The following is a 26,992-nucleotide window of genomic DNA, read 5'->3' on the forward strand; positions in this document are numbered from 1 at the left end:
AGATTAAGAGATTTGTCTTCAATTTGTTTGCCAGTCTCCTAGGGGATTGATAAAGGAGGAGGAATATCATTATGGATGCTTTTCTGAAAGTAGATTATTTAAAGAAGTCTTTTAAAAATGTAGAGGTGCTAAAGGGTGTTTCATTTGAAGTCTATAAAGGAGAAATTATGGCGATTCTTGGTCCAAATGGCGCTGGGAAGTCAACCACGATCAGGAATATCATGGGGATCATGTATCCGGATGAAGGATCTATCACTTTCCAAGGACATACGGAAATACCTCGGAATAAAATCGGATATTTACCAGAGGAACGTGGGCTTTATAAAAATGTCAAGGTAATGGATATTCTTCTATATTTAGCTGAATTAAAGGATTATCCCATTAAGAAGGCCAAGGAACGTGCTCTTACCTACTTGAAGAAATTCGGGTTAGAGGGGAAAGAGAATTCTTCGGTTGAGGAACTATCAAAAGGTATGGGTCAAAAGGTACAATTTATTGCATCCATCTTACATGAACCTGAGTTTCTCATTCTGGACGAACCATTTTCAGGACTTGATCCAGTAAGCCAAGAGCTATTTAAAGAAGAGATCAGGAATCTGGCTAAAGGCGGCACTGCGATACTATTATCCTCTCATCAAATGAATCTAGTTGAGGAAATGTGTGATCGGTTATTTCTGATTCACCGTGGACAAAAGGTCATCTATGGATCGATGGATAATGTAAAGAAAGAATATGCCAATTTTAAATGTACCATTCGCGGTAAGAACAATTTGGAAATTCTGCATGGCCTTCCTGAGGTTCAACGGGTAGAACAACAGGAGGAAACATCAATCTTGTACCTGACAAAGGATGTTAATGTTGCAAGTTGGTTAAAGCATTTACCGGAGCAACTGGAGATCAATGAGTTATCCATTGATCGAATCTCCCTTCATGAAATATTTATTGATATTGCAACGGAAAAGAACATGCTGCGAGAGGAGGTTGCGATAGATGCGTAATGCCATGAAAGTAGCCAAATGGGAAGTAAAAAGAAATTTGAGAAATAAGTCCTTTTTGATTGGCCTATTTTTAACTCCTGTTTTATTCTTAGCTTTTATGTTCTTAGGAAGTATTTTTGGCGGATCAGAGCCCGAAGAAGAAGTTTCGACACGTGTTTTAATCAGTGATGAGCTTGGAGTTACTGATGTCATAGAAGAAACAGTCGCCGCACATGATCTGAATTGGGAACTCGAAACAACAGAAATAGGGTACGAAGAAATCCTAGAAGTACTGAAAGAGGCAGAAAATACAGCGTATATCGTGTTCGAGCAGGAGGGCTTTGAAAATGGAGTGGTTCCTGTTCATACAAGTGAAGAAATAAGTCCATATTTTATGAATCAGGTTCAAGTATTAGAGGTTCCACTAAAGACCTTACAAATGAAAAAACTCGGGCTTACAGAAGAACAATTAGCAGCATTCTCGAAACAGCTAACGTTTGAAGAAAAACTCATTGATGAAACAGAGGAAACTGCTGAAGAGGAGTCTAACTTAGTAGGAACGGATCCTCTTGAACGCATTATACCAGGCGCGTTTGCTGGAATTATTCTACTTTCAATTATTTTTTCAGGAATGTACATTTTTCAAAGTGCATCTCAAGAGAAGAAAGACAAGGTTGCGGAAATTGTATTATCGTCCCTTACTGCAGCTGAGTTGATGCAAGGAAAGATTATCGGATACTTTATATTGGGTATGATTCAAGCTGTTGTATTTCTTGGCTTTGGAATACCGATTGCACTTTGGAAGCTGGATATACCTATTTTTGACTACTTAGTGGGACCAGAGATTTTATTATATGTTTTAATTGCAATTTTAGGGTATCTCTTATTTGCTGCACTGTTTGTAGGTGTTGGCGCAACGATGGCTGATATGTCGTCAGCAGGAAACTTTCAAGGTATGGTTATGATGCTGCCATTTCTACCTTTTGTATTTATTGGGCCAGTAATTAGCGATCCAAGTGGTCTAATTGCACAAATTGGAACCTATATCCCGTTTACAGCTCCGGGTGTGTTATTATTGCGTCTCACGTTTTTAGAGGAATGGCCGTGGATTGAAATTGTTATTTCTTTAGTCATTTTAATTGTGAGTATATGGCTATTTATGAAACTCGCAGGGAAGATCTTCAAAACAGGTATTCTTATGTATGGGAAAAATGCAACTCCGAAGGAAATTTGGAAGTGGATTCGTTCCTAAGTGAAATACTAAAAAGTGGGGTGTGAAAATGGATCTTTTATTTTTGGGCATAGGCATTGCAGTCGCAGGATACTTCATCGGTGATGGTTTGAAAAATTTTAAAAATCCTGAAGCGAAGAGTGTAATGGATAAGCTTGAAGAAGATGATTTATACGAACTGATTAAAGAAAAAGATATCGCGTATCATATTGGAGTATCTAAAGAAGACGCCAAAGAATTAGTGAAGGAATATCCAAATATTCCTCATGTTGTAATAAATGGTACAGTGTATTACCCGAAGAGTAAATTAAAGCAATGGTTATCAAACCTGGGTGAATAGCTCAAAGGTCCTCCTCGATAGGTTTCTTTATGGCCCGCTGATTGTTAGCTGAGGCGCATAGGATGTGTGTCACAAAGGTTTGCCACAGACCCGCGGCGCTCTCAGTCTTTGCTCTGTGATAGGCTTTTACGGACCGTTTTCCCGTTTGAACTTCTATGTTTTCACTAAATTTTTAGTGTGGATATACTGCCCGCTAATGCGGGATAAATAAATTCCCAATCCTGTGAAACACTATCACTAGGCGAATGTGTAAGGAGGATCCTAATGGAAAAGGACATGCAGTACGGAAATGATTATAAGTTTATCCCTGCTACTTCGATTGGCAGTGGGGTTGGAATACAGGTAGTATCGGATATTTATTCTCATACCATCCAAATCGTAAACTTTATACTAGTGGGTGAGCCTGGTACATCAGATTATGTGATTGTAGATGCAGGAATGCCGGGTTCAGCGGAGGAAATAATTGCTGTATGTGAGGAACGCTTTGGCAAAGAGAGTCGACCGAAGGCGATTATCTTAACTCATGGCCATTTTGATCATGTAGGTTCAATTATTGAATTAGTTGAGCATTGGAATGTTCCTGTTTACGCTCATGAGTTGGAAATACCATTTTTAACAGGGCGAACAAGCTATCCTGAACCAGACTCGTCGGTTGAAGGGGGAATGGTGGCGAAAATATCACCGTTATTTCCGAATGAGCCAATTCAGTTAGGGAGTCATGTGGAAAAGCTGCCAGAGGATGGAACCGTTCCTCATTTGCCAGAATTTCGTTGGATTCATACGCCAGGCCATGCACCGGGCCATGTATCCTTTTTCCGAGAAAAGGATCGCGCTCTTATCGTTGGTGATGCATTTGTGACTGTGAAGCAAGAGTACTTATATAAGGTGTTTACCCAAGAATTGGAAATCAGTGGCCCTCCGAGATATTTAACAACTGATTGGCAGGCAGCGAAGAAATCTGTTGAAACACTAGCTAAATTAGAACCAAGTGTTGCCATTACGGGACATGGTTTGCCGATAACTGGCGAACTGCTAAAAGAATCCTTAACAAGACTAGTTAAAGACTTTGACCAAATTGCAATTCCGGACTATGGCCGCTATGTAGATAAAAATATCCATTAGAAAGGAAACCTGGCTGTCTAAAAAAGCCAGGTTTCTTACACTTAGCTGGGACACGGGGACAGGTCCATTGTCCCAATCCTAGATAAAAATTGGTGGGACAAGGAACCTGTCCCTCTGTCCCGGAATAAGTTAATTGTTTCATAAACAATCTTTTATATAGTATATTTTAAAGTAGAATGATTTGGTGAGAGAGGGGAATATGGTGAATATCTCTTCGTTATTATTAGGGTTGGTTATGGTCTTAAACATTGTTTTCGCCGTAGTTGTTATCTTTCGTGAAAGAAGAGATGCCAGTTCAACTTGGGCATGGTTATTAGTACTTTTCTTTATACCAGTAGCCGGCTTCATTTTGTATTTACTATTAGGTCGAAATTTAACACGCGACCATCTCTTTCAATGGGATGATTTAAAGAAAAGCGGGATTGAAGAAGTTCTAGAAAAACAAAAAGAACTGATACGTACACAAAAGTTCCTCTTTAATAATCATGTTACAAAGGATAATCAAGACCTCATTTATATGAATCTTAAAAATGATCAGGCCTTGTTCACAAAAAACAATGTTGTGGAAGTTTTTACAGATGGGCAACAAAAATTCAGGCGCTTATTTCAAGATATTGAGGACGCAAAGGAATCCATTCATTTGCAATATTATATTATTAAAAATGATAACCTTGGTCGAAAACTAATCGCGCATTTAACCAAGAAGGTTAAAGAAGGTGTTATGGTCCGCGTTCTTTATGATGAGCTAGGATCTAGAACATTAACGAAACGTTTTTTTAAAGAGTTTCGTGAGGCGGGAGGTCTAGTCGAGGTCTTTTTCCCTTCGAAGCTACGGTTTATAAATTTACGGATGAATTTTCGAAACCATCGGAAATTGGTCATAATTGATGGAAAGATTGGATACGTTGGTGGATTCAATGTTGGTGATGAGTATCTAGGTTTGAATACGAGGTTTGGATATTGGCGAGATACACATTTACGCATAAGGGGTAATGCTGTTGACACCATGCAGGCTCGCTTCATTTTAGACTGGAATCAAGCATCACGTGATTATGATATTATGTATGATCCAGAACTTTTTCCGATTGAAAATGTCAGGTTAGGCAATGTCGGGATTCAAATTGTTACAAGCGGGCCGGATTCGGAGTTTGAGCAGATTAAGAATGCGTATATCAAAATGATCTATTCAGCGAAAAAATCGATTTATATGCAGACGCCATACTTTATTCCAGATAAAAGCCTGCTTGATGCACTTAGGGTGGCATGTCTTTCAGGAGTTGAAGTGAACATCATGATTCCTGATAAACCGGACCATCCATTCGTTTATTGGGCTACCATCTCGCATATCGGAGAATTGCTACCGGTTGGAGCAAATGTCTATATTTACAGCAATGGCTTTATTCATTCAAAAACACTTGTTGTTGACGAAGAAATTTCTTCAGTTGGTACAGCGAATATTGACGTAAGAAGCTTTAGGCTAAACTTTGAGGTCAATGCATTTTTATATGATGAAAATATTTCTAAAGAGTTGACAGCTATTTTCAAAGAAGACATAAAGCTTTCTAAATTACTGACATTTGATGAATACGGAAAAAGAGGTGTTAATATTAAATTCAAAGAATCCATATCAAGACTTCTATCTCCAATCCTATAGTCGTAAAATAATTGATGTGTCTTACAACTTTGAAATGAAGTGTAAGTTGCATCGATTTTTTTATATTTTCAATTGCCTAATATTAAGGTAGGATTTATTCTGGGGGGAGTTTCTTTGAATTTAATGGATATGAATACAGAAGTGTTTTACAAAATTAATGGGTTAAGCGAGGAGTTACCGTTATTAAATCAGCTAATGATTTATATAGCGAGTTATACCTTGTATGTCCTTATCCTAGCTGTAGTGTATTACTTAATAAAAGGCTCACAAAACCGTATCATGGCGGTTAGTGCTTTGCTTTCGGTAGGGGTTGCAGTACTACTAGGAAAAGTGGCGGGAATGTTTCATTCCAATAATCAGCCTTTCGCTGAACTGCCAAATGTCAATCAACTGATTGAAAAAGCTGTCAATAATTCATTCCCAAGTGACCATACGATGATCTTTTTTGCGGTTTGTTTTACTTTTTTCTTGTTTAAAAAACCTGGAAGATATCTTTGGATGGCACTTGCATGCTTAGTCGGTTTTTCACGTATTTGGGTGGGGGTACATTATCCCGGAGATATTATCGTAGCAGCAATTTTAGCCATCCTTTCAGCGTATCTTTTATTCGTGACCGTATCAAAGCTCAAATTACGAAATCGAAAAGAGCAACTTGAGCTTCCGATAACAAAAGAAAAAGACTTTTAATAAGGAATTGGTTCCTTGAGGGGCCAATTCTTTTTCGTGCTTTCCTTTAATTTCCTTATCTATAAAATTTAAGATAGCATAGTGGTGGAGGAGAAACGTATGTGTAAAATAATCATTGTTGAAGATGACCGTCAGTTGGTTCGTTTGCTTTAAGAGCATACGCAACGATTTGGTTTCGAAACAAAAGCAGTTGAGAAGTTTGAATCGGTATTATCTGAGTTTTGAGGAGTTTACTCCACATCTTGTTCTTTTAGATGTAAACTTGCCAAGGTTTGACGGCTATTATTGGTGTCATCAGATTCGCAGTAAGTCGACTTGCCCAATATTATTTATATCAGCACGTGATGGAAAAATGGATCAAGTGGATCAAGTAATGGCGCTCGAAATTGGGTCAGACGATTATATTACAAACCCAATTTATGCGAAATTTGAAAAAGTCTATGATTTAGAACCTAATTCAATACAATATGTTTTGCCTGTTACTGATGGAGAATTGCGACAGGGATTTTTTTACAAAGGCTACTATACTTTGTGACTTCCCAGGATAGACTATTACAATAATGGAGGAATAGGTATGAATAATCATTTAGTATTGCAGACCGATTTTGGAAAGAGTGATGGGGCTGTAAGTGCAATGTATGGTGTTGCTTTATCGGTTCACCCAGCGCTACCGATCTTTGATTTAACCCATGACATATCGCCATTTAATATCTGGGAAGGCTCTTATCGACTATTTCAGACCATAAAGTATTGGCCGGAAAGGACTGTCTTTGTTTCTGTCGTGGATCCAGGTGTTGGGTCTGATCGTTTAAGCATCGTGGTGCAGACTGAGACGAACCAATATATTGTGACACCTGATAACGGAACAATCACTCATATCAAACAGAGGTTCGGAATTAAAGAAGCGAGAATGATTGATGAAAGTAAAAATCGTCTGCCATTTTCAGGTGAATCATACACCTTTCATGGAAGAGATGTTTATGCCTATACAGGGGCTAGACTTGCTTCTCGAGTTATCACTTATGAAGAGGTTGGGCCAACAGTTCCGGTAGAGTCCTTGGTGGAATTGCCTATTTTTGAAGTGGAAATTGATAATAACACAATTATTGGAAATATTGATATCCTGGATGTCCGCTTTGGTAACCTTTGGACCAATATTGACAAATCCCTTTTTAATCAACTTAGTAATAGGTATGGTGATTTCTTCGAAGTCATCATTGATCGTGAAGGAAGCAATGTATATAAAAGTACGATGAAATATGGACGTTCTTTCGCTGACAGTGAACTTGGGGATCCTCTACTCTATGTAAATTCTTTAGACAAAATAGGAGTTGCCCTTAATCAGGAGTCCTTTGCTGAAAAATTTAAAATTGGTACTGGTGCAGAATGGAAAATTAAAATCCGTAAAACAAATTAAAACACCGTTCAGGTAATGAACGGTGTTTTTTGCGTATTATGTTAAAGGCTTGTTTTGCTTTAATAAGTTTGAAGCGGGAAGCGTAATGATTTTTCCTCCGATTTGTACATGGATGGAATCATTAAATATTGCTTTTACTATCCCTTTTAACTGGACAGTTGAATTAACCGCGATCTCTTTTTTGGATTCATTATTGGTAGTCATGGCAATTCCCCTCTCAGGTTTTTATATTTAGAGGCATTAAAATAAAAACATTATATCCCATAATTATGAAAACTATACGTGTAAAATTATTATTTTATATTATTTTACCTTGAAAATTTTGTCTTGTGCAAGTTTGATGAATTGGTTTTTATTTCTTTTTTGGCGACCCTCGATAAACTGCTTCTCTAAGCTCTAAAGCATACTTATCAAAGTACGGCACTCCCATTTCGGCAGCAATACGTAATTCTTTTTCAATGTCATAGGGAACACGAACAATTTCGATTGAAAAAGGTGCGACTTCCTTTGATTGATATTCCCCGTGAAGAATTGCAAAGGTTGCTTGTGTCGTATCAAGCGGGTTACCGACACTTCCTACATTTAATAGAGTTTGCTCTGTATTCATTGGTTCAATCAAGGCAGCATGAATATCTCCGAAACCAATAATGTCTGGTGTCTTTTCCTCTAAAGGAATAATCCATTCAGTGTGATCAAACATTGCCCTTTTCTCCTCGTCGGAATGAATCATGGGGACAACACGGTGGTGGACGCTTTTTGCAGAGGCATGGTACAACCGAATGTATTTCCCACTCATATAAAAATCAAAATGAAAGGGAAGGGTTCCTAAGTATGAAAGGCGTTCTTTACCAAGCTGATTTCGGTGCCATCTAATTCCGTCATCAGGATGTTCATTTTGAATAAAGTCATCCCAATTTCCCAAAAGCACAACCTCACACACGTTTTGTATCCGGTCAACCGCGGCGGCTGAGTTTGGCCCTTTTCCTACAAGGTCTCCAAGACAAATGATGGTCTTGATTTCACGAGCTTTTATATGTTCCAAGACAGCTTCTAGTGCTGTCATATTTCCGTGTATATCGGAAATGAGCGCAATGCTCATGCTAAGGCCCCCTTGGTTTTAGTTATACTAATCTAATAATAAAATAGATTGAAAATTTTGTCATTATTAAATTAGCTAAAATTACTAAATATTCTTTCCATATATGTTTTGTCTGTTTAGAATGAAGAAAAGGGGGAGAGCGCTGTCATGGTTCAAAGGATGTTTTTATTATGTATGATATGTTTGGTTTTTATGTTAACTTCTTGTTCATCTCAAGAAATGAAGGAAGTTGGGGGAGTTGCATACGGGAATCACAACATTGAACAGAAAGAAGAAACGATTCCGAACGCAAGATTTTCTGTTGATTCATCCTGGAAAAATGAATACCTTCTTGAAATAAAAGGGGAATCTCCTTACCTAGAAAAAAAGACCGTAGCGTCCATGCAAAAATGGCGGGAAGAGATTATTGAATTCTCAAAAACTCAAGAAAATGTGTATATCAATGGTCCTAATAAAAAACAAGTGGCTTTAACGTTTGATGATGGGCCAGATAGTACGGTGACATCAGCTGTGATTGGGGTTTTGGATAATTATGGAGTCAAGGGGAATTTCTTCTTTCTGGGAAGTGAAGCCGAGAAGCATCCAGAGGTAGTGAAAGAAGCCTATGAAAAGGGGCATCTTGTTTTAAGTCATAGCTACCATCATGTTCAATTAGATAAGTTGTCCGAAGTTGAAATTCGTAATGAAATAGAAATGGCAGGGACTGCGATTGAAGAGATCATAGGTAAAGAGCCCGCATTGGTAAGAACGCCGTACGGCTCAACAAATGAATTGGTGGTAGAGGTAGCAAAAGAAAATAATGTCTCAATCATTATCTGGTCAATTGATTCACTTGATTGGGCTCAAAGAAGTACGGATGTCATATACTCCAATGTATTTTCAAACATTCGAAACGGTGACATCATACTCATGCACACAGACTCTGATGAGTACGATACATATGAGGCCTTACCACGTATCATTGAGGAATTACAAGAGCAGGGCTATGAAATAGTGGATTTAGAAGCTTTGCTTGGCCAACCAGCCTATCAATAGAGGGAAGAATCGTAGGGACCAATCTAAATGAAACCTACGATTCTTTTTATCTATTTTTTCATAATTAATTTCCACGTATCGATAACAACACTAACGGATACTATGAATAAGACCATTGCCAAGACGGGATGCAAGGCCCCAACCCACGGTGCAACCCTTGTAAAGTTTGCGCTAAAATACATACTGAAGACGAGTACTGCAAGTCCAATTACATATCCATACCCCCACCGAGGCAATTTTCCAACGAAAGCTGCAATCAGCATAAGAACAAGTATATTAAATCCAAAAATATGAACAAGTGTTGTATGTTTCAACCAATTTTCGGCGCCTACAAAAATGGCCATCCCAGCTGAAAATACTTGTCCGATAATGAATAGCGCAAAAATTGCAGCAAATAAGAAGTAAATTCCTCGTCCAATTCGGATTCGAGTAGACGGTGTAGATTGTTCCATTCGTAAAACCTCCTTCCTTAGGAAAAGCGCCCGTATTCGAGCGCTTTGCATTATCTGATGTCCACTTTTCCGCTACTCACTTCAATTTTCACATCATAGGTACCTGCACCATGTTTACCTTCAATACTGCCTTTATTTCTTGTGGATTCATCAAGGGAAAAATCATTAGAAATATATCCGCTATTTGCTTTACCTTCTAATGTAAAATCAGCATCATTTGGTAAGTCAAGGTCAAGTAAGCCGGATCGAACATCTGCTTTAATCGAATCAGTAAGTTTTGAAATGCTTGCTTTTAATCGTCCAGAACGCACTTCAGCTTCAAGTTTTCCCTCATATTCATCAATGGTTACATTCCCGGAACGAACATCAATCTCACCACTTTTTGTTGTAAGATTCTTAATTCTAGAATTTCCAGAAGCTACATTGTGTGTAAAGTGTTCAGCAGAAAGGTTTTCCAAACGTACATTTCCAGATTGGACTTCGGTTGAGAGTTCGTTCATTTTCATAGGTGAACCATCGAATTCTAAATGGCCAGATCCTACTCTTAGTGAGAGTTCCTTTTCAAAGTCTTCCGGGATATAGACGGTAAGTTTCGTATTGTCAAAGAAAGGGAACCAGCTCCAGTTGAAGAATCCACGTTCATATGTGACTTCTATTGAGTCACCGCTTTTTGTAACATGTACTTCACCTTTACCTTTTAACTCTGCTTTTACGTCATCACGATTGTCAGGGATGACCGTCGTACTGATTGATGTTATATCAATTTCGATTTCATCAATTCTTTCCGTAACCTTAGCTGAGTCTCCAGAATTCCCAAAAGGAAGTCCAGGAATTCGGTAGAGGTTTGTCATTACGAGATAAGCCCCAATAAGAATGAAAAATATAATTAAGATTTTCTTCATTTTCTAACCTGCCTTTATCATTTATTCTAACCCTATCTTAAAAGAGGATTAAGAATTAAGTAACGCACCACCGATATATTTTTAATTAGGACCTGAGGCGTATTAAAAGAAAAAAGCAGATTGCTTCTAATACAATCTGCTCTACGTTGGTGATTTATGATTCTGTTTTAACCCAGTCCTGCGACCATTTTTGAATTTCATCCATCAAAGGTTTTAAGGCCCGCCCTTTTTCGGTTAACGAATATTCAATGCGTACAGGGGTTTCTGGGTACACATGCCTTTTTACAATACCTTGATTCTCAAGATCTTTGAGTCTTTCTGAAAGAACTCTTCCACTAATTCCTATCGATGATTCAATTGTACAAAAACGCTGTGGACCTGAAAGAAGTTGATAAATCACGAGTCCTGTCCAGCGTTGGCCAAGTAAACTCATAGCTTTTTCAAATTTAGGACAAATTACACTTGAATCCATATTTCCCTCACCCCTATTTCTATATTATAGCGTATTGTAAGAAATTATAAACTTACTTGACATAATTTAATTACGAAAATATAATTACTTACATAAAGTAAGTTAGTAATACGAAATTTAGGAGGCATAAAATATGAAATATCAACGCCCACCATATACATTTGTAGAGCTTGTAGAATTAAAAGTAACCGACTTACAACGTTCCTTAACGTTTTATCAAAATATAATTGGATTTAAGGTATTAGAACAATCGGGTAGAAAGGCGCTTTTAACTGCAGATGGGAAAACAGCATTGTTATCAATCGAACAGCCTGAAAACATAGTTCCTAAGGAACCGCGTCGTACAGGACTTTACCATTTTGCATTGCTTTTACCATCCCGTGCAGAGCTAGGAAAAGTACTTTATCATTTAGTCCAAAATAATATACCAATTGGCGCGTCTGATCACGCAGTGAGCGAAGCCCTCTATTTAGATGATCCAGATGGAAATGGCATTGAAATTTATGCAGACCGCCCTGATACAGAATGGGAATGGTCAAATGGCGAAGTGAAAATGGTGACAGAGCCTCTTGATGGGCAAGGTGTACTGGCTGCTGCGAATGGCGAAAAATGGACCGGACTTCCAGAAGAAACGGTCATGGGTCATATTCACATGCATGTATCTGAACTAGCAAAGACAGAGGAATACTATACCAAAGGTCTTGGTTTTGATGTTGTAACTCGCTACGGAGGGATGGCATTGTTTATCTCAACAGGCGGGTATCATCACCATATTGGTCTAAATACATGGAATGGTGTAGGGGCACCTGCGCCATCTGAAAATAGTGCAGGGATTAAGCGGTTTACACTTGTATTACCAACCGAAAATGCATTACAAACAACCATTGAAAACCTAAAGAAAATTGGGGCATATGTCCAAGAAGAAGATGGAGTCATGGTAACAAAAGATCCTTCTGAAAATAAAATAAAACTTATTGTTGCATAGGTGACAATGGATAAAGTAGCTATCTTCGGGTAGCTACTTTTTTATTAGGGTGACAAAAGATACAGCTGAACAACTACTAGGTTGCTAGTTTTGTAGGAATGGATATGGTATAATTGGAAATGTGTGGTAGGCCTTTCTTTGTATAAGGAAGGCCTATATTTTTATATAAAAAAGGGAAGGGGAAACAAAAATGAAGGTGAAAATGAAATTTTGCAGAGTGTTTGATCCTAGCAAGGAGGATATCTACTATGAGCCATAAGGATTATTTTAATGATCAGCTCCAGTATATCGACCAAAACTTGCCAGAATTAAACAATCTCTATTCATCCTCCACACCATTTAATGAAAGGAATCGGACGTTCTTTAGTTCTTATGTCAATGAACTTAAAAGCTATGTGGATAGTGGTGCGGTAGAACCCATACCTAAGGTTTTTATTGGAACAAAGGTAACGGTTATGTTTGATGGAGAAGACGATACAGAGGATTATTATATATGTTTACCGAAACAATCTGACCCGGATACCGGATGTATCTCATTTTTATCTCCGGTTGGAAGACAATTGTTATTGTGTAAAGTAGGCGACAAAGTATTGCTGAGTACACCAGCGGGCGGCCTTCCGGTGATGATCCAAGATATAGCATTTGCAGGAAATTTAATTTTGCAGTAATAGCGTTGAAAATATAATTAAGCGCTTACAATCCACTTCCCTTTATATGCGTATAAAACGGAAGTGGATTTTTGCTTGTTAAATAGTGAATTATTCGTTAAAATAGCCTTTATATTGAATAGTAAAGTGATGATAGGAATCAGTAGCAGCTTATCTCCCTGTATTAGAGAGCCGGTGGTTGGTGAAAACCGGAACAAAGATAAATGTGAATTACCTCCTTGAGCTTTCTTTGTGAACTCATATTTAGTGAAAATTAGCAAAGAACGGACGAGCCGTTATTCGAATGAAGCGGAAGATACATATCTTCAATCAAGGGTGGTACCGCGTGCAACCACGTCCCTTTTTAGGGGCGTGGTTTTTTGTGTTTTCATCAGATTATTGGTGATCACGGACAAAGGTAGGTCAAGATTGGTACGAAATGTCTTTGAGAGGATGTCTCGAAGACAAAAGAAGTTTGAATTTAGGTTTGAATGTCTTTGAGGCGGTGTGTCGTGGACAAAAGTGGTCTAAGAATAGGCTGAAATAGCTCTGAGGCTGCATGACACAGACAAAAGCGGCAACAGATATGAAAGAAAAACCTAGAAATAATTTTAGTAAATGAACAAACCGGAGGGAAACCAAATGGAGAATTTTATTGAACAGTTAACAGGCGAACAAAAAATAGAACTGGAAAGACAATTTGCTATTTACACAAATGGGGTACAAGAGGTTGTCCCAGCACATGAATTAAAACAAAAAATTGCAAAGTCTATTGTGACCAACCAGCCATTAAAAGTGAAGCTCGGGCTTGACCCATCAGCGCCAGATGTTCACTTGGGACACACAGTGGTATTAAATAAATTAAAACAATTCCAGGAAAATGGTCATGTGGTCCAGCTTTTAATCGGTGACTTTACAGGGAAAATTGGGGACCCAACTGGAAAATCTGTTGCCCGTAAACAATTGACAGATGAAGAAGTGAAACATAATGCGAAAACATATTTTGAACAATTTGGAAAAGTATTAGACATGGAGAAGGTTGAGCTTCATTATAATTCCAAATGGCTATCAACGCTAAATTTTGAGGATATTATTAACTTAGCGGCAAGTATTACGGTTGCTCGTTTACTTGAAAGAAATGACTTCTCTGAGCGTTTAGAAACAGGAAAGCCGATTTCTCTTCATGAATTTTTCTATCCGCTTATGCAAGGATATGACTCAGTTGCCCTAGAAAGTGACATTGAACTAGGTGGAAATGACCAGCATTTCAACGTGTTAATGGGAAGACATTTACAAGAGCATTTTGGTAAAGAAAAGCAGGTTGTGATTCTTCTTCCACTATTAGAAGGACTTGATGGCGTTGAAAAAATGTCTAAGTCAAAAGGTAATTACATTGGTGTGGATGAGGCACCAAATGATATGTATGGCAAAACAATGTCCATTCAGGATGAAATGATGGCCAAATACTTTGATTTAGTGACAGACCTTGCTTTGGAAGAAAAGAATGAAATCAAGGCTAAAATAGAAAATGGCACTCTACACCCACGTGATGCAAAAATGCTTCTTGGAAGAACAATTGTAAGAATGTACCATGGTGAGGATGCAGCTCAACAGGCGGAAGAACATTTTAAGACAGTCTTTCAAAAAGGTGTCATTCCAGACGATATTCCAGAAGTAATTTGGTCAGGAGAAAATAATATTTCGATCATTGATTTACTTGTTCAATTGGATTTACAAAAGTCTAAAGGAGAAGCTAGAAAAATGATCCAAAATGGTGGAGTCAAACTAAATGGCGAAAAAGTCGAAGATATACATCTAGAGCTTGAAATAACAAACGACATGATTGTTCAAGTCGGAAAACGTAAGTTTGTAAAAATTAATAAATAACAAGTAAAAGCGGGGCGACATCCATAGATGTCAGCCCCGTTTTTTTTTAAGAGCACCCAGTTAAGTCAGGGATTCTCTCTTTATTTTCCAATAAACATTTGTGACCAGTAGTTACCGCTAGCTTGGTGCCCAACTCCGATATGAGTAAAGTTTGGATTTAGGATGTTTTTACGGTGTCCTTCACTGTTCATCCAAGCGTTTACTACTGCCTCAGGTGATGCTTGTCCTTTTGCGATATTTTCACCTGCTGTCTTGTACGATACACCGAAATCCCTCATCATATCAAACGGAGATCCGTAAGTCGGACTTGTATGAGAGAAATAATTTTTTTGTTGCATATCATTAGCTTTTGTTTTCGCAACTTTACTTAATGATGTATCGGCTTTAAGAGCAGATAAGCCATTTTTCGTACGCTGTGCATTCGTAAGGTCAATAACCTGTCTTTCAAAATTACTAATTCCAGCTGCAGGGGCTGGGGCAGGAGCAGGCTGCTGGGTTGCAGGCTGACGGTTTTGTTCAGGCGCTGTGTCACCTGCTGGGTAATCAGGCGCCGGAGTTACATTATTATTCGGTGCTGGTACAGCATTATTTCCATTACCACCTATAAAACGATTAAAATCGTTTGGAATTGCGTTTGTACCGTCAGGAGTACGAACAACAATTTTTTTATTGATAAATCGAGAATACTGTTGTTCTCCTCTTGCATGTTGTACGCTTGTAGTATGTGGATATCTATCACTTGACATTGTCGTGCGATAGGGACGGTCTTGTTTAATGATATAGCCGTTATTCACACTTTCAACGTTTGCTGAACGGTTATTGTCATCTGCAGCATTGTCGTTATTATTGTTACATGCGGACATTAAAAGCATTGCAGAGCCAAGAATTGCGATACCTGTTTTTGTAAATCTTTGCAATGTGAATTCCTCCTTAGCATGATTCGATTTACTTTTATATTTTGCTCTGCAGTAGCGAAAGTATTGGTGGTAATAAAAGAGAATCGGATTGGCAAAAAGCCATCGTACACCTTAACGAAAGTATCAACTTCCATTAAAATAAAGGAAGAAAGCAAATACAAAATCCAAGAGGTGAAAGCAATGAAAATCATTGATATTTCTCAGCCTTTAAGTCATACAACACAAGAGTGGCCAAATGATACCCCATTTAACTACGCTCTTACATGGTCCATTGAAGAAGCTTCAACAGTAAATGTCGGACAAATCACAACAAGTACTCATATTGGAACTCATATTGATGCTCCATTTCACTTTGACAATGAAGGGAAAAAGGTGCATGAACTAGACCTTGACTTATATGTAGGAAAAGCAAGAGTTATTGAAGTATCAGAAAAAAAGGAAATTGAGATTGAGGATTTAAAAAGGTTTGACTTATCTGGTGTTAAACGGCTCTTAATACGTACAAATTCATGGAAAAATCGGGACCGATTTCCGACCGCCATTACAAGTGTAAATCCAGAAATTGCATTTTACTTGGCTGAAAAAGGGATTCAATTGATTGGAGTGGACACTCCTTCTGTCGATCAATTAGATAGTAAAGATTTACAGGCTCATCATCAATTGCATAAGCATGGAATCAATATACTTGAGGGAATCATCTTAGAACATGTAGAACCTGGAGATTATGAATTAATTGCGCTGCCACTCCCAATTGAGGGTGCTGACGGTAGTCCGGTTCGTGCGGTTTTGAAGAAGTTTTAGGAATAAAGAAAAATCCATTGTCATAAGAACAATGGATTTTTTAAACCTCTAAATGGAGGAAAAACAAGCGGGTTTAACAAGCAGCAGGTATGAGCTCATTCCTATTAACAAGCTCTACCTTAAATAGTAATTCCATTTGTTTGATCTCATACATTCCATTTTCATAAACGTACAAAACTTCATACAAATCGTTTTTATAAACGACTTTATCACCCAATTTCATGGAATACTACCTCCTAATTAATGCTTATCCTCAGTTTAATATATATAAATTTCAACTTCTATACACCTTTAGTAATATTCTGGTAGATAAAAGTGCGGATTTTCATTTGAATAATCGAAATATTTGATGTAAAACAACTTTTAGGAGTGGTATAGACAACTACACAGCCCGGTGATAAAATGAGTTGCAGTAATTAATCTGACTATCCTTTGGTTACACTAACGTGTAAGCGTTAAACATAATGAAATCATTCTTGAAATATTAATAGTTAAAACCGAAGAATAGCAGAAAATCACAAAAATAAAGGAGGAAATCATCATGATGAAATATCTTCAAAAACTTGGTCGTTCATTAATGTTACCGGTTGCAGTATTGCCTGCAGCGGCTATCTTGATGGGGATCGGTTATTGGATTGACCCACAAGGATGGGGTGGGGGAAGTCCGATAGCAGCTTTCTTAATAAAAGCAGGAGGAGCCATCATTGACAACATGTCGATACTCTTTGCAGTAGGTGTCGCATTAGGAATGTCGAAAGATAAAGATGGTTCCGCTGCATTAAGTGGGTTAGTGGGATATCTAACAGTCACAACCTTACTTGCTACAAATACGGTGGCAATGCTTCAAGGGGTTGATCCAACTGAGGTAAATGCAGCATTTGGAAAAATTCAAAACCAATTTATTGGGATTATCTCAGGTATTATTGCTTCCATCATGTACAATCGTTTCAGTGATGTACAATTACCTGACGCACTAGCATTCTTCAGTGGAAAAAGACTTGTTCCAATTCTAACATCTGTTGCAATGCTAGTAGCATCACTTGTGTTGTTATTTGTTTGGCCAGTTATTTACTCAGGATTAGTTGCGTTTGGTAAAGGTATTCTTGATTTAGGTGCAGTAGGTGCCGGATTATATGGATTCTTTAACAGACTTCTAATTCCAACTGGTCTTCACCATGCATTAAATTCTGTATTCTGGTTTGATGTAGCAGGTATTAATGATATAAATAATTTCTTAAGTGGTGCTGGCGAAAAAGGTATTACTGGTAGATATCAAGCCGGATTCTTCCCAGTTATGATGTTTGGTTTGCCAGCCGCAGCTCTTGCGATGTACCATACAGCAAAATCCACAAGAAAGAAACAAGCAGCATCATTACTAATGGCAGCGGCTTTCGCGGCATTCTTCACTGGTGTTACCGAACCATTAGAATTTGCATTCATGTTCTTAGCACCAGGATTATATGTGGTGCATGCTGCATTAACCGGTATTTCTTTATTTGTGGCAGCTACATTCCACTGGACTGCTGGTTTTGCATTTAGTGCAGGCTTTGTTGACTTTTTCCTAAGTCTTCGAAACCCAATCGCAAACCAACCATGGATGCTACTAGTACAGGGACTTATCATAGCGGTTATTTATTATGTGCTATTCCGTTTCCTAATTGTTAAATTTAATCTTAAAACACCTGGTCGTGAAGATGAGGAAATTACCGAAACAACTACACAGTCAGATGGTAAATCTAGATTCGCTAGTATGGCCGCTCAAATCTATGAAGGTTTAGGTGGAGATGAGAACGTAACATCGGTTGATAACTGTGTAACTCGCTTGCGTTTAGAAGTTAAAGACATGGATAAAGTTGATCAGAAAAAAATTAAAGCAACAGGGGTTCCTGGAATCAATATTGTTGGTAAAAACAGTATTCAAGTTATTGTAGGAACAAACGTTCAATTCGTTGCAGATGAAGTCCATAAAATTCGTAAAGAGAAATAAGAATGAAAAAGAGGCTGTCCTAAGTTGGACGGGTCAGAGTTCCAAAACGGTATATTTCAATACACTTTTAGCGTGAATTCACATACGAATTCACGCTTTTATTTTTTAAGAAACTGTTATTTGCTTAAGGGAAAGTCACTTCGGACACATACTTCTTGGGCATACCTTCGCTTGTCTGAAGTTAGAGTAACTTCAGACAGAATTGAGCTGAAAAAGCCCTTATCTTGTCTGAAGTAAGTTCACCTTCGGACAGACCTGAGCAGAAAAAGCCTTTGTTTGTCTGAAGCCAGCTCATCTTCGGACAGAACGGAGCTGCAAAAGCCCTTGTGTGTCTGAAGTCAGCATAACTTCGGACTCAACGGCGATGAAAATGCCTCTGCTTGTCTGAAGTAGGCCCACCTTCGGACAGACCTGAGCAGAAAAAGCCTTTGTTTGTCTGAAGCTAGCTCATCTTCGGACAGAACGGAGCTGCAAAAGCCCTTGTGTGTCTGAAGTCAGCATAACTTCGGACAGACCTGAGCTGAATATACCTTTGCTTGTCTGAAGTCAGCTCACCTTCGGACAGACCTGAGCTGAATATGCCATTGCTTGTCTGAAGCCAACTCACCTTCGGACAGACCTGAGCTTAAACTGCCCTTGTTTGTCTGAAGTCAGCTCACCTTCGGACAGAACTGAGCAGAAAAAGCCTTTGTTTGTCTGAAGCCAGCTCATCTTCGGACAGAACGTAGCTGCAAAAGCCCTTGTTTGTCTGAAGTCAGCATAACTTTGGACTCAACGGCGATGAAACTGCCTCTGCTTGTCTGAAGTAAGCTCGACTTCGGACTCAACCACGCTAAAAAAGCCTCTTCTTTTCTGAAGCCAGCCAACCTTCGGACTCACCCGCAATGAAATTCCTTCCGCTTGTCCGAAGTTTATCTGAATTGCTCAATAGCTTTTTTGCTAAGGTTGTTATTAACAAGATAATTGGTATGTTTGCGACCCCAAATAAGCCGTTTATCCAAGTTGGACGGTTCTTTTATTTATTATAAAACACAATAATTTTAGGATAAGAGGGGAAAAGTAAGGTAAAAATAACAAAGTATTGAGTGGTATAGACAACTAGCCTTCATTCAAGATATAATGAATGAGATGAAACATAAAAGGAGTCCTTGACATGTTTATTACTAACCTAACTATATACGCAGAAGACGGTATCATCGAAAAAGGGTTTATTGAAATCGATGGGGAAAGGATTAAGAGAGTAGCGCCAATGGCTGACTTCCAAGCAAGTGATCAAGATGAAGTTGTCAACTTTGATGAATCTTACTCATTAATCCCAGGTATGATTGATTTACATATACACGGGGCAAGCGGGGCAGATGTTATGGACGCAACCCCTGATGCATTAGAAACAATGGTAAAAGCATTGCCTAAGGAAGGTACAACAAGTTTTCTTGCAACAACGATGACGAAGTCGAAGCAAGATATAGAGCATGCAATTGGGAATATCGCTGATTATATGCCAAAACAAAGTACAGGTCATGCAGAAATTTTGGGGGCACATCTAGAGGGGCCATTTTTATCTCCGAAAAGAGCGGGAGCACAGCACCCAGATAATATTATTAACCCCGATGTGGAACTGTTTAAACAATGGCAAACCTTATCAGGCAATAATATACGTCTTGTTACATTGGCACCAGAAGAACCAGGAGGTCTAAAGCTAACAGCCCATTTGAAAAATACAGGTGTAGTTGCTTCCATTGGCCATTCTGATGCCGTATACGATGAGGTTGAGGCTGCGATAGAAGCTGGAGTATCTCATGCTACCCATTTATTTAACGGGATGCGTGGAATCCATCACCGTGAGCCGGGTGTAGCTGGTGCTGTTCTTTTACATGATGAAGTAAAATGTGAAATGATTGTAGATGGGATTCATATAGCGCCAAAAATGGTTAAGTTTGCCTATAAAGTTAAAGGGAGTGAAGGCTCCATTCTTGTAACCGATGCGATGCGTGCGAAGTGCCTTGGCGCAGGCACATATGACCTAGGTGGACAAGAAGTAATCGTGAATGGAGAACGTGCAGTATTAAAAGATGGAACCTTAGCAGGAAGTATCTTAAAATTGAATGATGCAGTTCGAAATATGATGAGATTCGCAGATTGTTCATTACAAGACATTATACAAATGACAGCTGTTAATCCGGCAAAGCAAATAAATGTGTTTGATCGAAAAGGTAGTATTAAGGCTGGAAAAGATGCTGATGTTGTGATCGTGAATGATCAATTAGAAGTAATCATGACAATTTGTCGTGGAAAACTTGCGTATTCAAATAGGGAGGAATAACAGATGAAAGTTGTAGCAGTTAAAAATTTTGACGAAATGAGCCAATATGCTGCGGCCGTCATTTCACATCAAGTAAAAGAAAAACCAAACTCGCTATTAGGTCTTGCAACTGGTGGAACAGTTGTTGGAACCTATAAGGAGTTAATTAAGGACCACGGACAAAATAAGACGTCCTATGAGCAAGTTCATACTGTAAATCTCGATGAATATTTAGGAATTGAAAAGAACCATCCTAATAGTTATCACCATTTCATGATGGAAAACTTTTTTTCACATATCAATATTAATCAAGATAATATCCATATTCCTAACGGATTGGCAGAGGATTACGAAGAAGAGTGCCAAGTATATGAAAAGGTGATTTCGGAATTAGGTGGGGTCGATCTTCAACTTCTTGGAATTGGAGTTAATGGCCATATTGGTTTTAATGAACCTGGAACATCTTTTAATGCAAAAACACATGTTGTTGAGCTTGAAGAATCGACACGCCAAGCGAATTTGCGCTTTTTTAATAACATTGATGAAGTACCAACACATGCAATTACAATGGGAATTTCCACGATAATGAAAAGTAAGAAAATCCTTTTACTCATATCAGGAAAATCAAAAGCAGAGATTCTCGAAAAGGTAATCAACGAGGGAGTTACTGAAACGATTCCAGCAACTGTTCTTAAGAATCACCCTGACGTAACAATTATTGCGGATGAAGAGGCACTTTCATTGGTGGATGCTGAAGTGAAGAGGGGCTTTGCTCATGATAAAGAAGAATTCACCCGTACCTATTTACTTTCAGATTGAGCAATATATTCGTGAAAAAATCGATAAAAAAGAGCTTAAGCCTGGTGAAATGATCCCATCTGAAAGGGAATTTGCGGAGAAGTACCAAATCAGTCGAATGACAGTACGACAAGCTATCACTAATCTTGTGAATGAAGGTTACTTACAAAGGGAACGAGGAAAAGGGACCTTTGTAGCAGTTAAGAAATTTGAGAAGAATGTACGGGGCTTAACGAGCTTCTCTGAGGATATGCGTTCTAGAGGGCTTGAGCCAGGAACAAAGGTCTTAGATTTTATAGTAATTGAAGCAGATTCACTGATTGCCTCTAAACTACAGATAGAAGAAGGGGCTAAGGTTTACCAAATAGAACGTTTGCGACTAGCAGACCAGCAGCCGATTGCGTTTGAAGTTTTTTACATGTCAGAAGATCTAGTGCCCGGCTTAACAAAAGAAGTGGCGGAGCACTCTATCTATCGGTATGTGGAGAGTGAAATTGGATTACATCTTACTTCTGGGGTCCAGGAGCTTGAAGCAACTACTGCCTACAAGCGTGAGGCGGCTGCTTTAGGAATTAAGGTAGGAGCACCTGTTCTTTACATTCAGCAAATTTCATACCTAGAGGGTCAGCAGCCGCTCGAATTTGTAAAATCCTATTATAGAGCTGACCGATATAAATATAAGGTCGAAATGGTTCGAACATAATTTAGGAGGTAACATCTTGAAACGTCTATTAGATTGCACAGCCTCAGACTTCAAAAAAATGAACGGCCAGGACTTAAAGCAAGCCATAAAAGCCTCAGAGGGAAGAGTCATTTTATCAGAGGTGATTGGTTCCTTCCAACCCATGTATCCGGCAGTGACGAATGCAGAAATGGCCTCAGCATTTGGCGCCGATTTGTTAATCTTTAATTATTTTGATGTGTTTTCTCCTTTTGTAGAAGGTTTTCAAGCACAAGAGGGAGAATCAATTGTCGAGAAATTAAAGGAGTTAACAGGAAGACCCATCGGATTGAATTTAGAGCCAGTTGACCCAAATGCGATGCAACTTGAAACGTTAAGTAAGCTTCCGAAAGGGCGTTTAGCAACAGAAGAATCTTTACGTGAAGCAAAAAAGCTTGGCTTCGATTTTGTTTGTTTAACGGGTAATCCAAAAACAGGCGTTACAAATAATGAAATTGTTGTTGCTATAAAGAAGGCTCGTGAGGTACTTGGAAGTGAGGGCCTTATCATCGCTGGCAAAATGCATGGTGCAGGTGTTGCTAATGAATCGGGCAGTGGAATCATTTCAGAGCAAACGTTAGAAAGTTTTATAGAAGCAGGGGCAGACGTCATCTTAATGCCAGCGCCTGGGACGGTTCCGGGAATTACTCTTGAAGCAACCGAGAAAAATGTACGTTTTGTTCATTCAAAGGGAGCAATGGTGATGCTGACAATCGGTACGAGCCAAGAAGGTGCTGATGAAGCAACTATCCGTCAAATTGCATTAACTAGTAAAATGGCAGGTGCGGATATTTACCATATTGGAGATGCCGGATATCATGGAATTGCTGTCCCAGAAAACATAATGACCTATTCAATCGCTATCCGCGGAAAACGTCATACATATATAAGAATGGCTGCTTCCGTTAATCGATAAAGGAGATGAGGTTCCAAATACAAGGGTGTATTTGACCTCATCTCCTTTTTTTGCGTGTTGCTTTACGAATTCTCATGATTTGCAATAAAATAAAGCCAATTACAGCCCCAACTGTATTCAGAATAATATCATCTACATCAAAACTACCTAGCATACTAAAAAGCTGCAGAACCTCAAGGGATGTGATCCCAATGACAAAAGCGAAGATAAATAAAAAGAAATTTGAAAGCTTTGGAAAAAGAATCGGCAGCACGATTCCAAATGGTATAAAAACTCCTATATTTCCTGCAATATTAATGATCCAAATATGAAAAGGGAAATGATCATAATACGTAAAGTAATTTTTGATTGTTGTAAAGGGTGTGAAATTATACCTGAATTCCCCTCCTTCTGTCCGGGAAAATGCAAAAAACATCCAATATATTAGAAATAATGAATAAGTGATAAACACAATACCAGCCAAAAATCGTTTCATTGCTTGTCCCAATTGTATAAAACTCCAATCTTATCAAATGCGCCTTGGCTATTTGCGCCCGATTTTCGGACCTCAGGAAGTGGCGTGTTCTTATGATTAAAAAACTCTCATTGGAAAATCGTGGCATCGCCGGAGGCTTTAACTTTATTTGTCGGGTTTAAACCGCTACTGGATAAAGTTAAACTATTACCCCATCTACATTAACGCAAAAAGAGTACGATGTCACATAGGTTTTTCGTTTCTATTATTTTTCGCTTATAATAGGATTAACTTATGAAAAGGATGTTGGAAAATGGATACGATTACAATGCTTCAAATAGGTTTAGGCATTATCTTCATTATTTTAATTTATGATACCTTTAAACCAGTAAAGGACCTCAAACAATTATCGGAAGCTGATTTTAAAGAAGTACTGAAAAAGCAAAAGGATATTGCAATCATTGATGTGAGAAACCCTTATGAATACCAAACAAATCATATAAAAGGTGCCATAAATTTCCCATTGTCTAAAATTAAACGAAACAAAGTTGAGATTCCAACCGATAAAGACATTATTTTATATTGCCAAACAGGAATACGTAGTAAACAAGCCGCCAAAGTCTTGAGAAGAAGACATAAGAACCTGCCTCTTGCACATATAAAAGGGGGCCTCTATAGCCTAAAAGCAAAAGAAACCCCAAGGGAGAAAAGGTAATAAAAACATTGGGTCAAAACCGTACCGAAAAACCATCACGTTTGACTGTACGGTTTATTATACATATAATAGAAGAGTAGAAGACTGATAGAAGGGTGTTCAAAAAGGAGGATGAAAAGGACCAAGAAGTTCTAGGCGGCGCAGTTTTGACTAGCGGAGCGTATGTAGTTAATACGTAAGCAACGGAAAAACAAGCCAACGAAGAAATTCGATGTGTCATTTTCACCGGACTTATTGAACTTCTTATAGAAGGGGTGAAGCCGTTGGGAAGTTATACCGTATTGGAGAATTAGCAAAAGAAGCAAATGTATCAAAGCGTACGATTGATTATTACACACAACTAGGTATTTTAACTCCTGAACGCTCAGACTCTAACTATCGATTCTATGGTGATGAAGCTGTGGAAACCCTTCATCTTGTAGCACAGTATAAGGAGTTAAACATCCCTTTACTTGAAATCAAGGAAAAGGTAGAGCTATTTAAAACAAACCGTGTAGAGCAAGAGAAAGTCTTAAAATACACACAGGATTTATCAAAGCGAATGGAATACCTAGAAACTGAACTTAAAGAAATAAAGCCGATGCTTGAGGGATTATCCGCAGAGCAACAAAAATCGGTATTGAATAAGATGTCTTCACAAAGCATGGCACTTGCAAAGTTAATTATGGTTCTGTTTACTTGAGTTAAAGAATCATATAGTTATGAAACTTGCAGAATAAAAATTCATTCTAAGAGAATAAAAAATCATTGTCATAAATACTTTATATAAACAACATTTCATGTAATCTAATTGAAAGAATACTAAAAAACTGAAATGGAGTTTCAAAAAGGAGGGTAAAAAGGACCGAGAATTTCAAGGCGTTGCAGCTTTGAGTACCGGAACGTATGAGTAAATACGTGAGGAACGGAGAAGCAAGCCAACGTAGAAATTCGATGTGTCATTTTCGGCCGACTTTTTGAACAACATCTAAAAACTTACCTATTTAGGAGGTGTAATCCTTACTCGTTTCGGACGTGTAAGGAAACTATTTGGAGATATTTAATTTGGTCATGGTTGCAATTTTGATTGCGTTAACTGCCTTTTTCGTAGCGTCGGAGTTTGCGATTGTAAAAGTAAGAAGCACTCGCATCGACCAGCTCGTAGCAGAAGGGAGGAAAAGCGCAACTGCTGCTAAGACTGTCATCTCAAACCTGGATGAATACCTGTCTGCATGTCAATTAGGTATAACAGTAACAGCTCTAGGACTTGGTTTTCTTGGAGAATCAACTGTGGAGGCTTTACTTCATCCATTATTCGGTATTTTAAATATACCGGATTCGTTTTCAACTGTTTTATCAATCGCATTAGCCTTCTTGACCATTACGTTTTTACATGTAGTTGTCGGGGAGCTCGCACCTAAAACAATTGCGATTCAAAAAGCGGAACGAATAACCTTGTTTTTTGCTAGACCATTAATCTTTTTCTATAAATTGATGTTTCCGTTCATTTGGGTATTAAACGGCTCTGCTCGTTTGTTAACTGGATTATTCGGCTTTAAAAGAATCTCAGAACACGATATTGCCCATACCGAAGAGGAATTGAGACTTATTTTGTCTGAAAGTTATAAAAATGGTGAAATTAACCAGTCTGAATATAAATATGTGAATAATATTTTTGAATTTGATGATCGTGTAGCCAAAGAAATTATGGTACCTCGTACCGAGATCATCGCGCTTGAAAATGACAAATCTGTCCAAGAAATTTTAACGATTATGACGAGTGAAAAGTATACACGTTATCCGGTCCTTGACGGGGATAAGGACCATATCATTGGATTGGTTAACCTAAAAGAACTACTAACCGATGTTGTGACAGGTACAGGAGCAGATGGGAAAACAATAGAGGATTATACGAGACCAATTATCCATGTGATTGAGTCAATTCCAATTCAGGAATTATTAGCAAAAATGCAAAAAGAACGCGTACACATGGCAATATTAATAGATGAATATGGTGGAACTTCTGGATTGGTTACGGTTGAGGATATTATCGAAGAAATCGTTGGGGAAATCCGCGATGAATTCGATACAGATGAAAAACCGGCCATCCAAAAAATTAACGATACGACTACCATCTTAGATGGTAAGGTCTTAATCGGAGAAGTTAACGATTTGTTTGGTTTACAAATTGACGATACAGATGTGGATACGATAAGTGGTTGGATTTTAACAGAGCAAATCGATGTTCACCCTGGTGACAAAATTCCATTTGGGGATTATGAGTTTAGAATTATCGAAATGGATGGTCACCATATCAAGTCACTCGAAATTAAAAAAAACATCCAACAAGAACACATCTACACCATTGGCCAAAGCGCTAGTGCATTAGAATAGTTGTAAAGCCTTGACGACTTTTTCGTCAAGGCTTTTTATGTTGTTGGCTAAGGTTGGTATTGTGCAATTTTTTCTGGCTACAGCAATTCCACACACTTCAT

Annotated in this window: 28 protein-coding genes, 1 pseudogene and 1 other annotated feature; of the genes and pseudogenes, 21 read left to right on the plus strand and 8 right to left on the minus strand. The window is 38.3% G+C overall.

The features are described from left to right. Window positions 1–71 precede the first annotated feature (71 nt). The 8 genes and pseudogenes from AC6CHV_RS20045 to AC6CHV_RS20080 all read left to right on the plus strand — a co-directional run bounded on the left by AC6CHV_RS20045 (window position 72) and on the right by AC6CHV_RS20080 (window position 7,428). The gene (locus AC6CHV_RS20045) at window positions 72–998 is read left to right on the plus strand and encodes an ATP-binding cassette domain-containing protein (RefSeq protein WP_498079560.1); all 927 of its coding nucleotides are present in this window, start codon (window positions 72–74) and stop codon (window positions 996–998) included. After that, window positions 991–2,229 (plus strand): ABC transporter permease, encoded by a 1,239-nt coding sequence (locus tag AC6CHV_RS20050; RefSeq protein ID WP_341329695.1) that lies wholly within the window; start codon window positions 991–993, stop codon window positions 2,227–2,229. Before AC6CHV_RS20045 ends, AC6CHV_RS20050 begins: the two co-directional genes overlap by 8 nt. Before the next feature lie 28 nt (window positions 2,230–2,257). Then, on the plus strand, window positions 2,258–2,548 hold the full coding sequence (locus tag AC6CHV_RS20055; RefSeq protein ID WP_440272433.1) for a DNA-binding protein: 291 nt from the start codon (window positions 2,258–2,260) through the stop codon (window positions 2,546–2,548). Window positions 2,549–2,812: 264 nt separating this feature from the next. Continuing rightward, window positions 2,813–3,670, plus strand: coding sequence for an MBL fold metallo-hydrolase (locus AC6CHV_RS20060; RefSeq protein ID WP_498079561.1), 858 nt, complete (start codon window positions 2,813–2,815; stop codon window positions 3,668–3,670). 202 nt (window positions 3,671–3,872) lie between these two features. Next, window positions 3,873–5,324, plus strand: coding sequence for a cardiolipin synthase (gene cls, locus AC6CHV_RS20065; RefSeq protein WP_341333459.1), 1,452 nt, complete (start codon window positions 3,873–3,875; stop codon window positions 5,322–5,324). 123 nt (window positions 5,325–5,447) lie between these two features. After that, a complete protein-coding gene (locus tag AC6CHV_RS20070; RefSeq protein ID WP_498079570.1) occupies window positions 5,448–6,011 on the plus strand; it encodes a phosphatase PAP2 family protein in 564 nt (187 codons plus the stop codon). A gap of 99 nt (window positions 6,012–6,110) precedes the next feature. Then, window positions 6,111–6,426: pseudogene (locus AC6CHV_RS20075) on the plus strand (response regulator); the annotation flags it as partial. A gap of 159 nt (window positions 6,427–6,585) precedes the next feature. Continuing rightward, window positions 6,586–7,428 (plus strand): SAM hydrolase/SAM-dependent halogenase family protein, encoded by an 843-nt coding sequence (locus tag AC6CHV_RS20080; protein WP_341329698.1) that lies wholly within the window; start codon window positions 6,586–6,588, stop codon window positions 7,426–7,428. Window positions 7,429–7,464: 36 nt separating this feature from the next. Here the strand turns inward: AC6CHV_RS20080 and AC6CHV_RS20085 are convergent, their stop codons facing one another. Beyond that, window positions 7,465–7,632: a hypothetical protein gene (locus AC6CHV_RS20085; RefSeq protein WP_165918242.1), complete on the minus strand. Its 168-nt coding sequence runs from the start codon at window positions 7,630–7,632 to the stop codon at window positions 7,465–7,467. Window positions 7,633–7,780: 148 nt separating this feature from the next. Beyond that, on the minus strand, window positions 7,781–8,527 hold the full coding sequence (locus tag AC6CHV_RS20090; RefSeq protein ID WP_498079562.1) for a metallophosphoesterase family protein: 747 nt from the start codon (window positions 8,525–8,527) through the stop codon (window positions 7,781–7,783). Between the two features lie 147 nt (window positions 8,528–8,674). Here AC6CHV_RS20090 and AC6CHV_RS20095 point away from each other — a divergent pair, with 147 nt between their 5' ends. Then, complete coding sequence (locus AC6CHV_RS20095; RefSeq protein ID WP_498079563.1) at window positions 8,675–9,562, plus strand: polysaccharide deacetylase family protein; 888 nt, start codon at window positions 8,675–8,677, stop codon at window positions 9,560–9,562. A 50-nt stretch (window positions 9,563–9,612) separates the two neighbouring features. On the opposite strand, the gene AC6CHV_RS20100 is transcribed toward AC6CHV_RS20095, so the two are convergent. From AC6CHV_RS20100 to AC6CHV_RS20110, 3 genes are all read right to left on the minus strand, one after another. Then, entirely contained in the window at window positions 9,613–10,014 is a 402-nt protein-coding gene (locus AC6CHV_RS20100; protein ID WP_341329701.1) for a DUF6220 domain-containing protein, read from the minus strand. Window positions 10,015–10,064: 50 nt separating this feature from the next. Continuing rightward, window positions 10,065–10,916 carry a LiaG family protein gene (gene liaG / locus AC6CHV_RS20105; protein ID WP_341329702.1) on the minus strand — a complete coding sequence of 284 codons (852 nt, stop codon included), beginning with the start codon at window positions 10,914–10,916 and terminating at the stop codon, window positions 10,065–10,067. Window positions 10,917–11,070: 154 nt separating this feature from the next. Further along, a complete protein-coding gene (locus tag AC6CHV_RS20110) occupies window positions 11,071–11,388 on the minus strand; it encodes a winged helix-turn-helix transcriptional regulator (protein ID WP_498079564.1) in 318 nt (105 codons plus the stop codon). 133 nt (window positions 11,389–11,521) lie between these two features. On the opposite strand from AC6CHV_RS20110, the gene AC6CHV_RS20115 reads away from it, so the two are divergent. The 3 genes from AC6CHV_RS20115 to tyrS all read left to right on the plus strand — a co-directional run bounded on the left by AC6CHV_RS20115 (window position 11,522) and on the right by tyrS (window position 14,907). Continuing rightward, on the plus strand, window positions 11,522–12,373 hold the full coding sequence (locus tag AC6CHV_RS20115; protein WP_341329704.1) for a VOC family protein: 852 nt from the start codon (window positions 11,522–11,524) through the stop codon (window positions 12,371–12,373). Between the two features lie 248 nt (window positions 12,374–12,621). Further along, window positions 12,622–13,041 (plus strand): GreA/GreB family elongation factor, encoded by a 420-nt coding sequence (locus AC6CHV_RS20120; RefSeq protein ID WP_341329705.1) that lies wholly within the window; start codon window positions 12,622–12,624, stop codon window positions 13,039–13,041. Between the two features lie 120 nt (window positions 13,042–13,161). Further along, window positions 13,162–13,385 (plus strand) — a binding site (T-box leader). A 277-nt stretch (window positions 13,386–13,662) separates the two neighbouring features. Beyond that, the gene (tyrS, locus tag AC6CHV_RS20125) at window positions 13,663–14,907 is read left to right on the plus strand and encodes a tyrosine--tRNA ligase (protein WP_498079565.1); all 1,245 of its coding nucleotides are present in this window, start codon (window positions 13,663–13,665) and stop codon (window positions 14,905–14,907) included. Window positions 14,908–14,987: 80 nt separating this feature from the next. Here tyrS and AC6CHV_RS20130 read toward each other — a convergent pair whose 3' ends face one another. Next, on the minus strand, window positions 14,988–15,824 hold the full coding sequence (locus AC6CHV_RS20130) for a CAP domain-containing protein (RefSeq protein ID WP_341329707.1): 837 nt from the start codon (window positions 15,822–15,824) through the stop codon (window positions 14,988–14,990). Window positions 15,825–15,995: 171 nt separating this feature from the next. On the opposite strand from AC6CHV_RS20130, the gene kynB reads away from it, so the two are divergent. Next, window positions 15,996–16,625, plus strand: coding sequence for an arylformamidase (gene kynB / locus AC6CHV_RS20135; protein ID WP_498079571.1), 630 nt, complete (start codon window positions 15,996–15,998; stop codon window positions 16,623–16,625). A gap of 73 nt (window positions 16,626–16,698) precedes the next feature. On the opposite strand, the gene AC6CHV_RS20140 is transcribed toward kynB, so the two are convergent. After that, on the minus strand, window positions 16,699–16,848 hold the full coding sequence (locus AC6CHV_RS20140) for a hypothetical protein (RefSeq protein ID WP_440272423.1): 150 nt from the start codon (window positions 16,846–16,848) through the stop codon (window positions 16,699–16,701). Window positions 16,849–17,166: 318 nt separating this feature from the next. On the opposite strand from AC6CHV_RS20140, the gene nagE reads away from it, so the two are divergent. The 5 genes from nagE (at window position 17,167) to AC6CHV_RS20165 (ending at window position 23,349) form a co-directional block, all read left to right on the plus strand. Continuing rightward, window positions 17,167–18,612 carry an N-acetylglucosamine-specific PTS transporter subunit IIBC gene (gene nagE, locus AC6CHV_RS20145; protein WP_121448450.1) on the plus strand — a complete coding sequence of 482 codons (1,446 nt, stop codon included), beginning with the start codon at window positions 17,167–17,169 and terminating at the stop codon, window positions 18,610–18,612. A 1,153-nt stretch (window positions 18,613–19,765) separates the two neighbouring features. Continuing rightward, window positions 19,766–20,935 carry an N-acetylglucosamine-6-phosphate deacetylase gene (gene nagA / locus AC6CHV_RS20150; RefSeq protein ID WP_341329709.1) on the plus strand — a complete coding sequence of 390 codons (1,170 nt, stop codon included), beginning with the start codon at window positions 19,766–19,768 and terminating at the stop codon, window positions 20,933–20,935. A gap of 3 nt (window positions 20,936–20,938) precedes the next feature. Then, the gene (nagB, locus tag AC6CHV_RS20155) at window positions 20,939–21,733 is read left to right on the plus strand and encodes a glucosamine-6-phosphate deaminase (protein WP_341329710.1); all 795 of its coding nucleotides are present in this window, start codon (window positions 20,939–20,941) and stop codon (window positions 21,731–21,733) included. Continuing rightward, a complete protein-coding gene (locus AC6CHV_RS20160; RefSeq protein ID WP_121448453.1) occupies window positions 21,690–22,415 on the plus strand; it encodes a UTRA domain-containing protein in 726 nt (241 codons plus the stop codon). Before nagB ends, AC6CHV_RS20160 begins: the two co-directional genes overlap by 44 nt. A gap of 16 nt (window positions 22,416–22,431) precedes the next feature. After that, window positions 22,432–23,349 carry a DUF7916 family protein gene (locus tag AC6CHV_RS20165; protein ID WP_121448454.1) on the plus strand — a complete coding sequence of 306 codons (918 nt, stop codon included), beginning with the start codon at window positions 22,432–22,434 and terminating at the stop codon, window positions 23,347–23,349. Window positions 23,350–23,386: 37 nt separating this feature from the next. Here the strand turns inward: AC6CHV_RS20165 and AC6CHV_RS20170 are convergent, their stop codons facing one another. Further along, window positions 23,387–23,836: a VanZ family protein gene (locus tag AC6CHV_RS20170; RefSeq protein WP_341329711.1), complete on the minus strand. Its 450-nt coding sequence runs from the start codon at window positions 23,834–23,836 to the stop codon at window positions 23,387–23,389. A gap of 280 nt (window positions 23,837–24,116) precedes the next feature. Here AC6CHV_RS20170 and AC6CHV_RS20175 point away from each other — a divergent pair, with 280 nt between their 5' ends. From AC6CHV_RS20175 to AC6CHV_RS20185, 3 genes are all read left to right on the plus strand, one after another. Next, window positions 24,117–24,518: a rhodanese-like domain-containing protein gene (locus tag AC6CHV_RS20175; protein WP_341329712.1), complete on the plus strand. Its 402-nt coding sequence runs from the start codon at window positions 24,117–24,119 to the stop codon at window positions 24,516–24,518. Window positions 24,519–24,798: 280 nt separating this feature from the next. Continuing rightward, window positions 24,799–25,200 carry a MerR family transcriptional regulator gene (locus AC6CHV_RS20180; RefSeq protein WP_099355750.1) on the plus strand — a complete coding sequence of 134 codons (402 nt, stop codon included), beginning with the start codon at window positions 24,799–24,801 and terminating at the stop codon, window positions 25,198–25,200. Window positions 25,201–25,568: 368 nt separating this feature from the next. Beyond that, window positions 25,569–26,891 carry a hemolysin family protein gene (locus AC6CHV_RS20185; protein ID WP_341333462.1) on the plus strand — a complete coding sequence of 441 codons (1,323 nt, stop codon included), beginning with the start codon at window positions 25,569–25,571 and terminating at the stop codon, window positions 26,889–26,891. Window positions 26,892–26,992 lie beyond the last annotated feature (101 nt).

It is taken from the genome of Ferdinandcohnia sp. GQ5 (genome assembly GCF_059759275.1).

Excerpts from the sequence above, each read along its gene's own strand:
- AC6CHV_RS20045 (WP_498079560.1), top strand. The coding sequence starts at position 72 with ATGGATGCTTTTCTGAAAGTAGATTATTTAAAGAAGTCTTTTAAAAAT.
- AC6CHV_RS20050 (WP_341329695.1), top strand. The coding sequence starts at position 991 with ATGCGTAATGCCATGAAAGTAGCCAAATGGGAAGTAAAAAGAAATTTG.
- AC6CHV_RS20055 (WP_440272433.1), top strand. The coding sequence starts at position 2,258 with ATGGATCTTTTATTTTTGGGCATAGGCATTGCAGTCGCAGGATACTTC.
- AC6CHV_RS20060 (WP_498079561.1), top strand. The coding sequence starts at position 2,813 with ATGGAAAAGGACATGCAGTACGGAAATGATTATAAGTTTATCCCTGCT.
- AC6CHV_RS20070 (WP_498079570.1), top strand. The coding sequence starts at position 5,448 with ATGGATATGAATACAGAAGTGTTTTACAAAATTAATGGGTTAAGCGAG.
- AC6CHV_RS20080 (WP_341329698.1), top strand. The coding sequence starts at position 6,586 with ATGAATAATCATTTAGTATTGCAGACCGATTTTGGAAAGAGTGATGGG.
- AC6CHV_RS20085 (WP_165918242.1), bottom strand. The coding sequence starts at position 7,632 with ATGACTACCAATAATGAATCCAAAAAAGAGATCGCGGTTAATTCAACT.
- AC6CHV_RS20090 (WP_498079562.1), bottom strand. The coding sequence starts at position 8,527 with ATGAGCATTGCGCTCATTTCCGATATACACGGAAATATGACAGCACTA.
- AC6CHV_RS20095 (WP_498079563.1), top strand. The coding sequence starts at position 8,675 with ATGGTTCAAAGGATGTTTTTATTATGTATGATATGTTTGGTTTTTATG.
- AC6CHV_RS20100 (WP_341329701.1), bottom strand. The coding sequence starts at position 10,014 with ATGGAACAATCTACACCGTCTACTCGAATCCGAATTGGACGAGGAATT.
- liaG (WP_341329702.1), bottom strand. The coding sequence starts at position 10,916 with ATGAAGAAAATCTTAATTATATTTTTCATTCTTATTGGGGCTTATCTC.
- AC6CHV_RS20110 (WP_498079564.1), bottom strand. The coding sequence starts at position 11,388 with ATGGATTCAAGTGTAATTTGTCCTAAATTTGAAAAAGCTATGAGTTTA.
- AC6CHV_RS20115 (WP_341329704.1), top strand. The coding sequence starts at position 11,522 with ATGAAATATCAACGCCCACCATATACATTTGTAGAGCTTGTAGAATTA.
- AC6CHV_RS20120 (WP_341329705.1), top strand. The coding sequence starts at position 12,622 with ATGAGCCATAAGGATTATTTTAATGATCAGCTCCAGTATATCGACCAA.
- tyrS (WP_498079565.1), top strand. The coding sequence starts at position 13,663 with ATGGAGAATTTTATTGAACAGTTAACAGGCGAACAAAAAATAGAACTG.
- AC6CHV_RS20140 (WP_440272423.1), bottom strand. The coding sequence starts at position 16,848 with ATGAAATTGGGTGATAAAGTCGTTTATAAAAACGATTTGTATGAAGTT.
- nagE (WP_121448450.1), top strand. The coding sequence starts at position 17,167 with ATGATGAAATATCTTCAAAAACTTGGTCGTTCATTAATGTTACCGGTT.
- nagA (WP_341329709.1), top strand. The coding sequence starts at position 19,766 with ATGTTTATTACTAACCTAACTATATACGCAGAAGACGGTATCATCGAA.
- nagB (WP_341329710.1), top strand. The coding sequence starts at position 20,939 with ATGAAAGTTGTAGCAGTTAAAAATTTTGACGAAATGAGCCAATATGCT.
- AC6CHV_RS20160 (WP_121448453.1), top strand. The coding sequence starts at position 21,690 with ATGATAAAGAAGAATTCACCCGTACCTATTTACTTTCAGATTGAGCAA.
- AC6CHV_RS20175 (WP_341329712.1), top strand. The coding sequence starts at position 24,117 with ATGGATACGATTACAATGCTTCAAATAGGTTTAGGCATTATCTTCATT.
- AC6CHV_RS20185 (WP_341333462.1), top strand. The coding sequence starts at position 25,569 with ATGGTTGCAATTTTGATTGCGTTAACTGCCTTTTTCGTAGCGTCGGAG.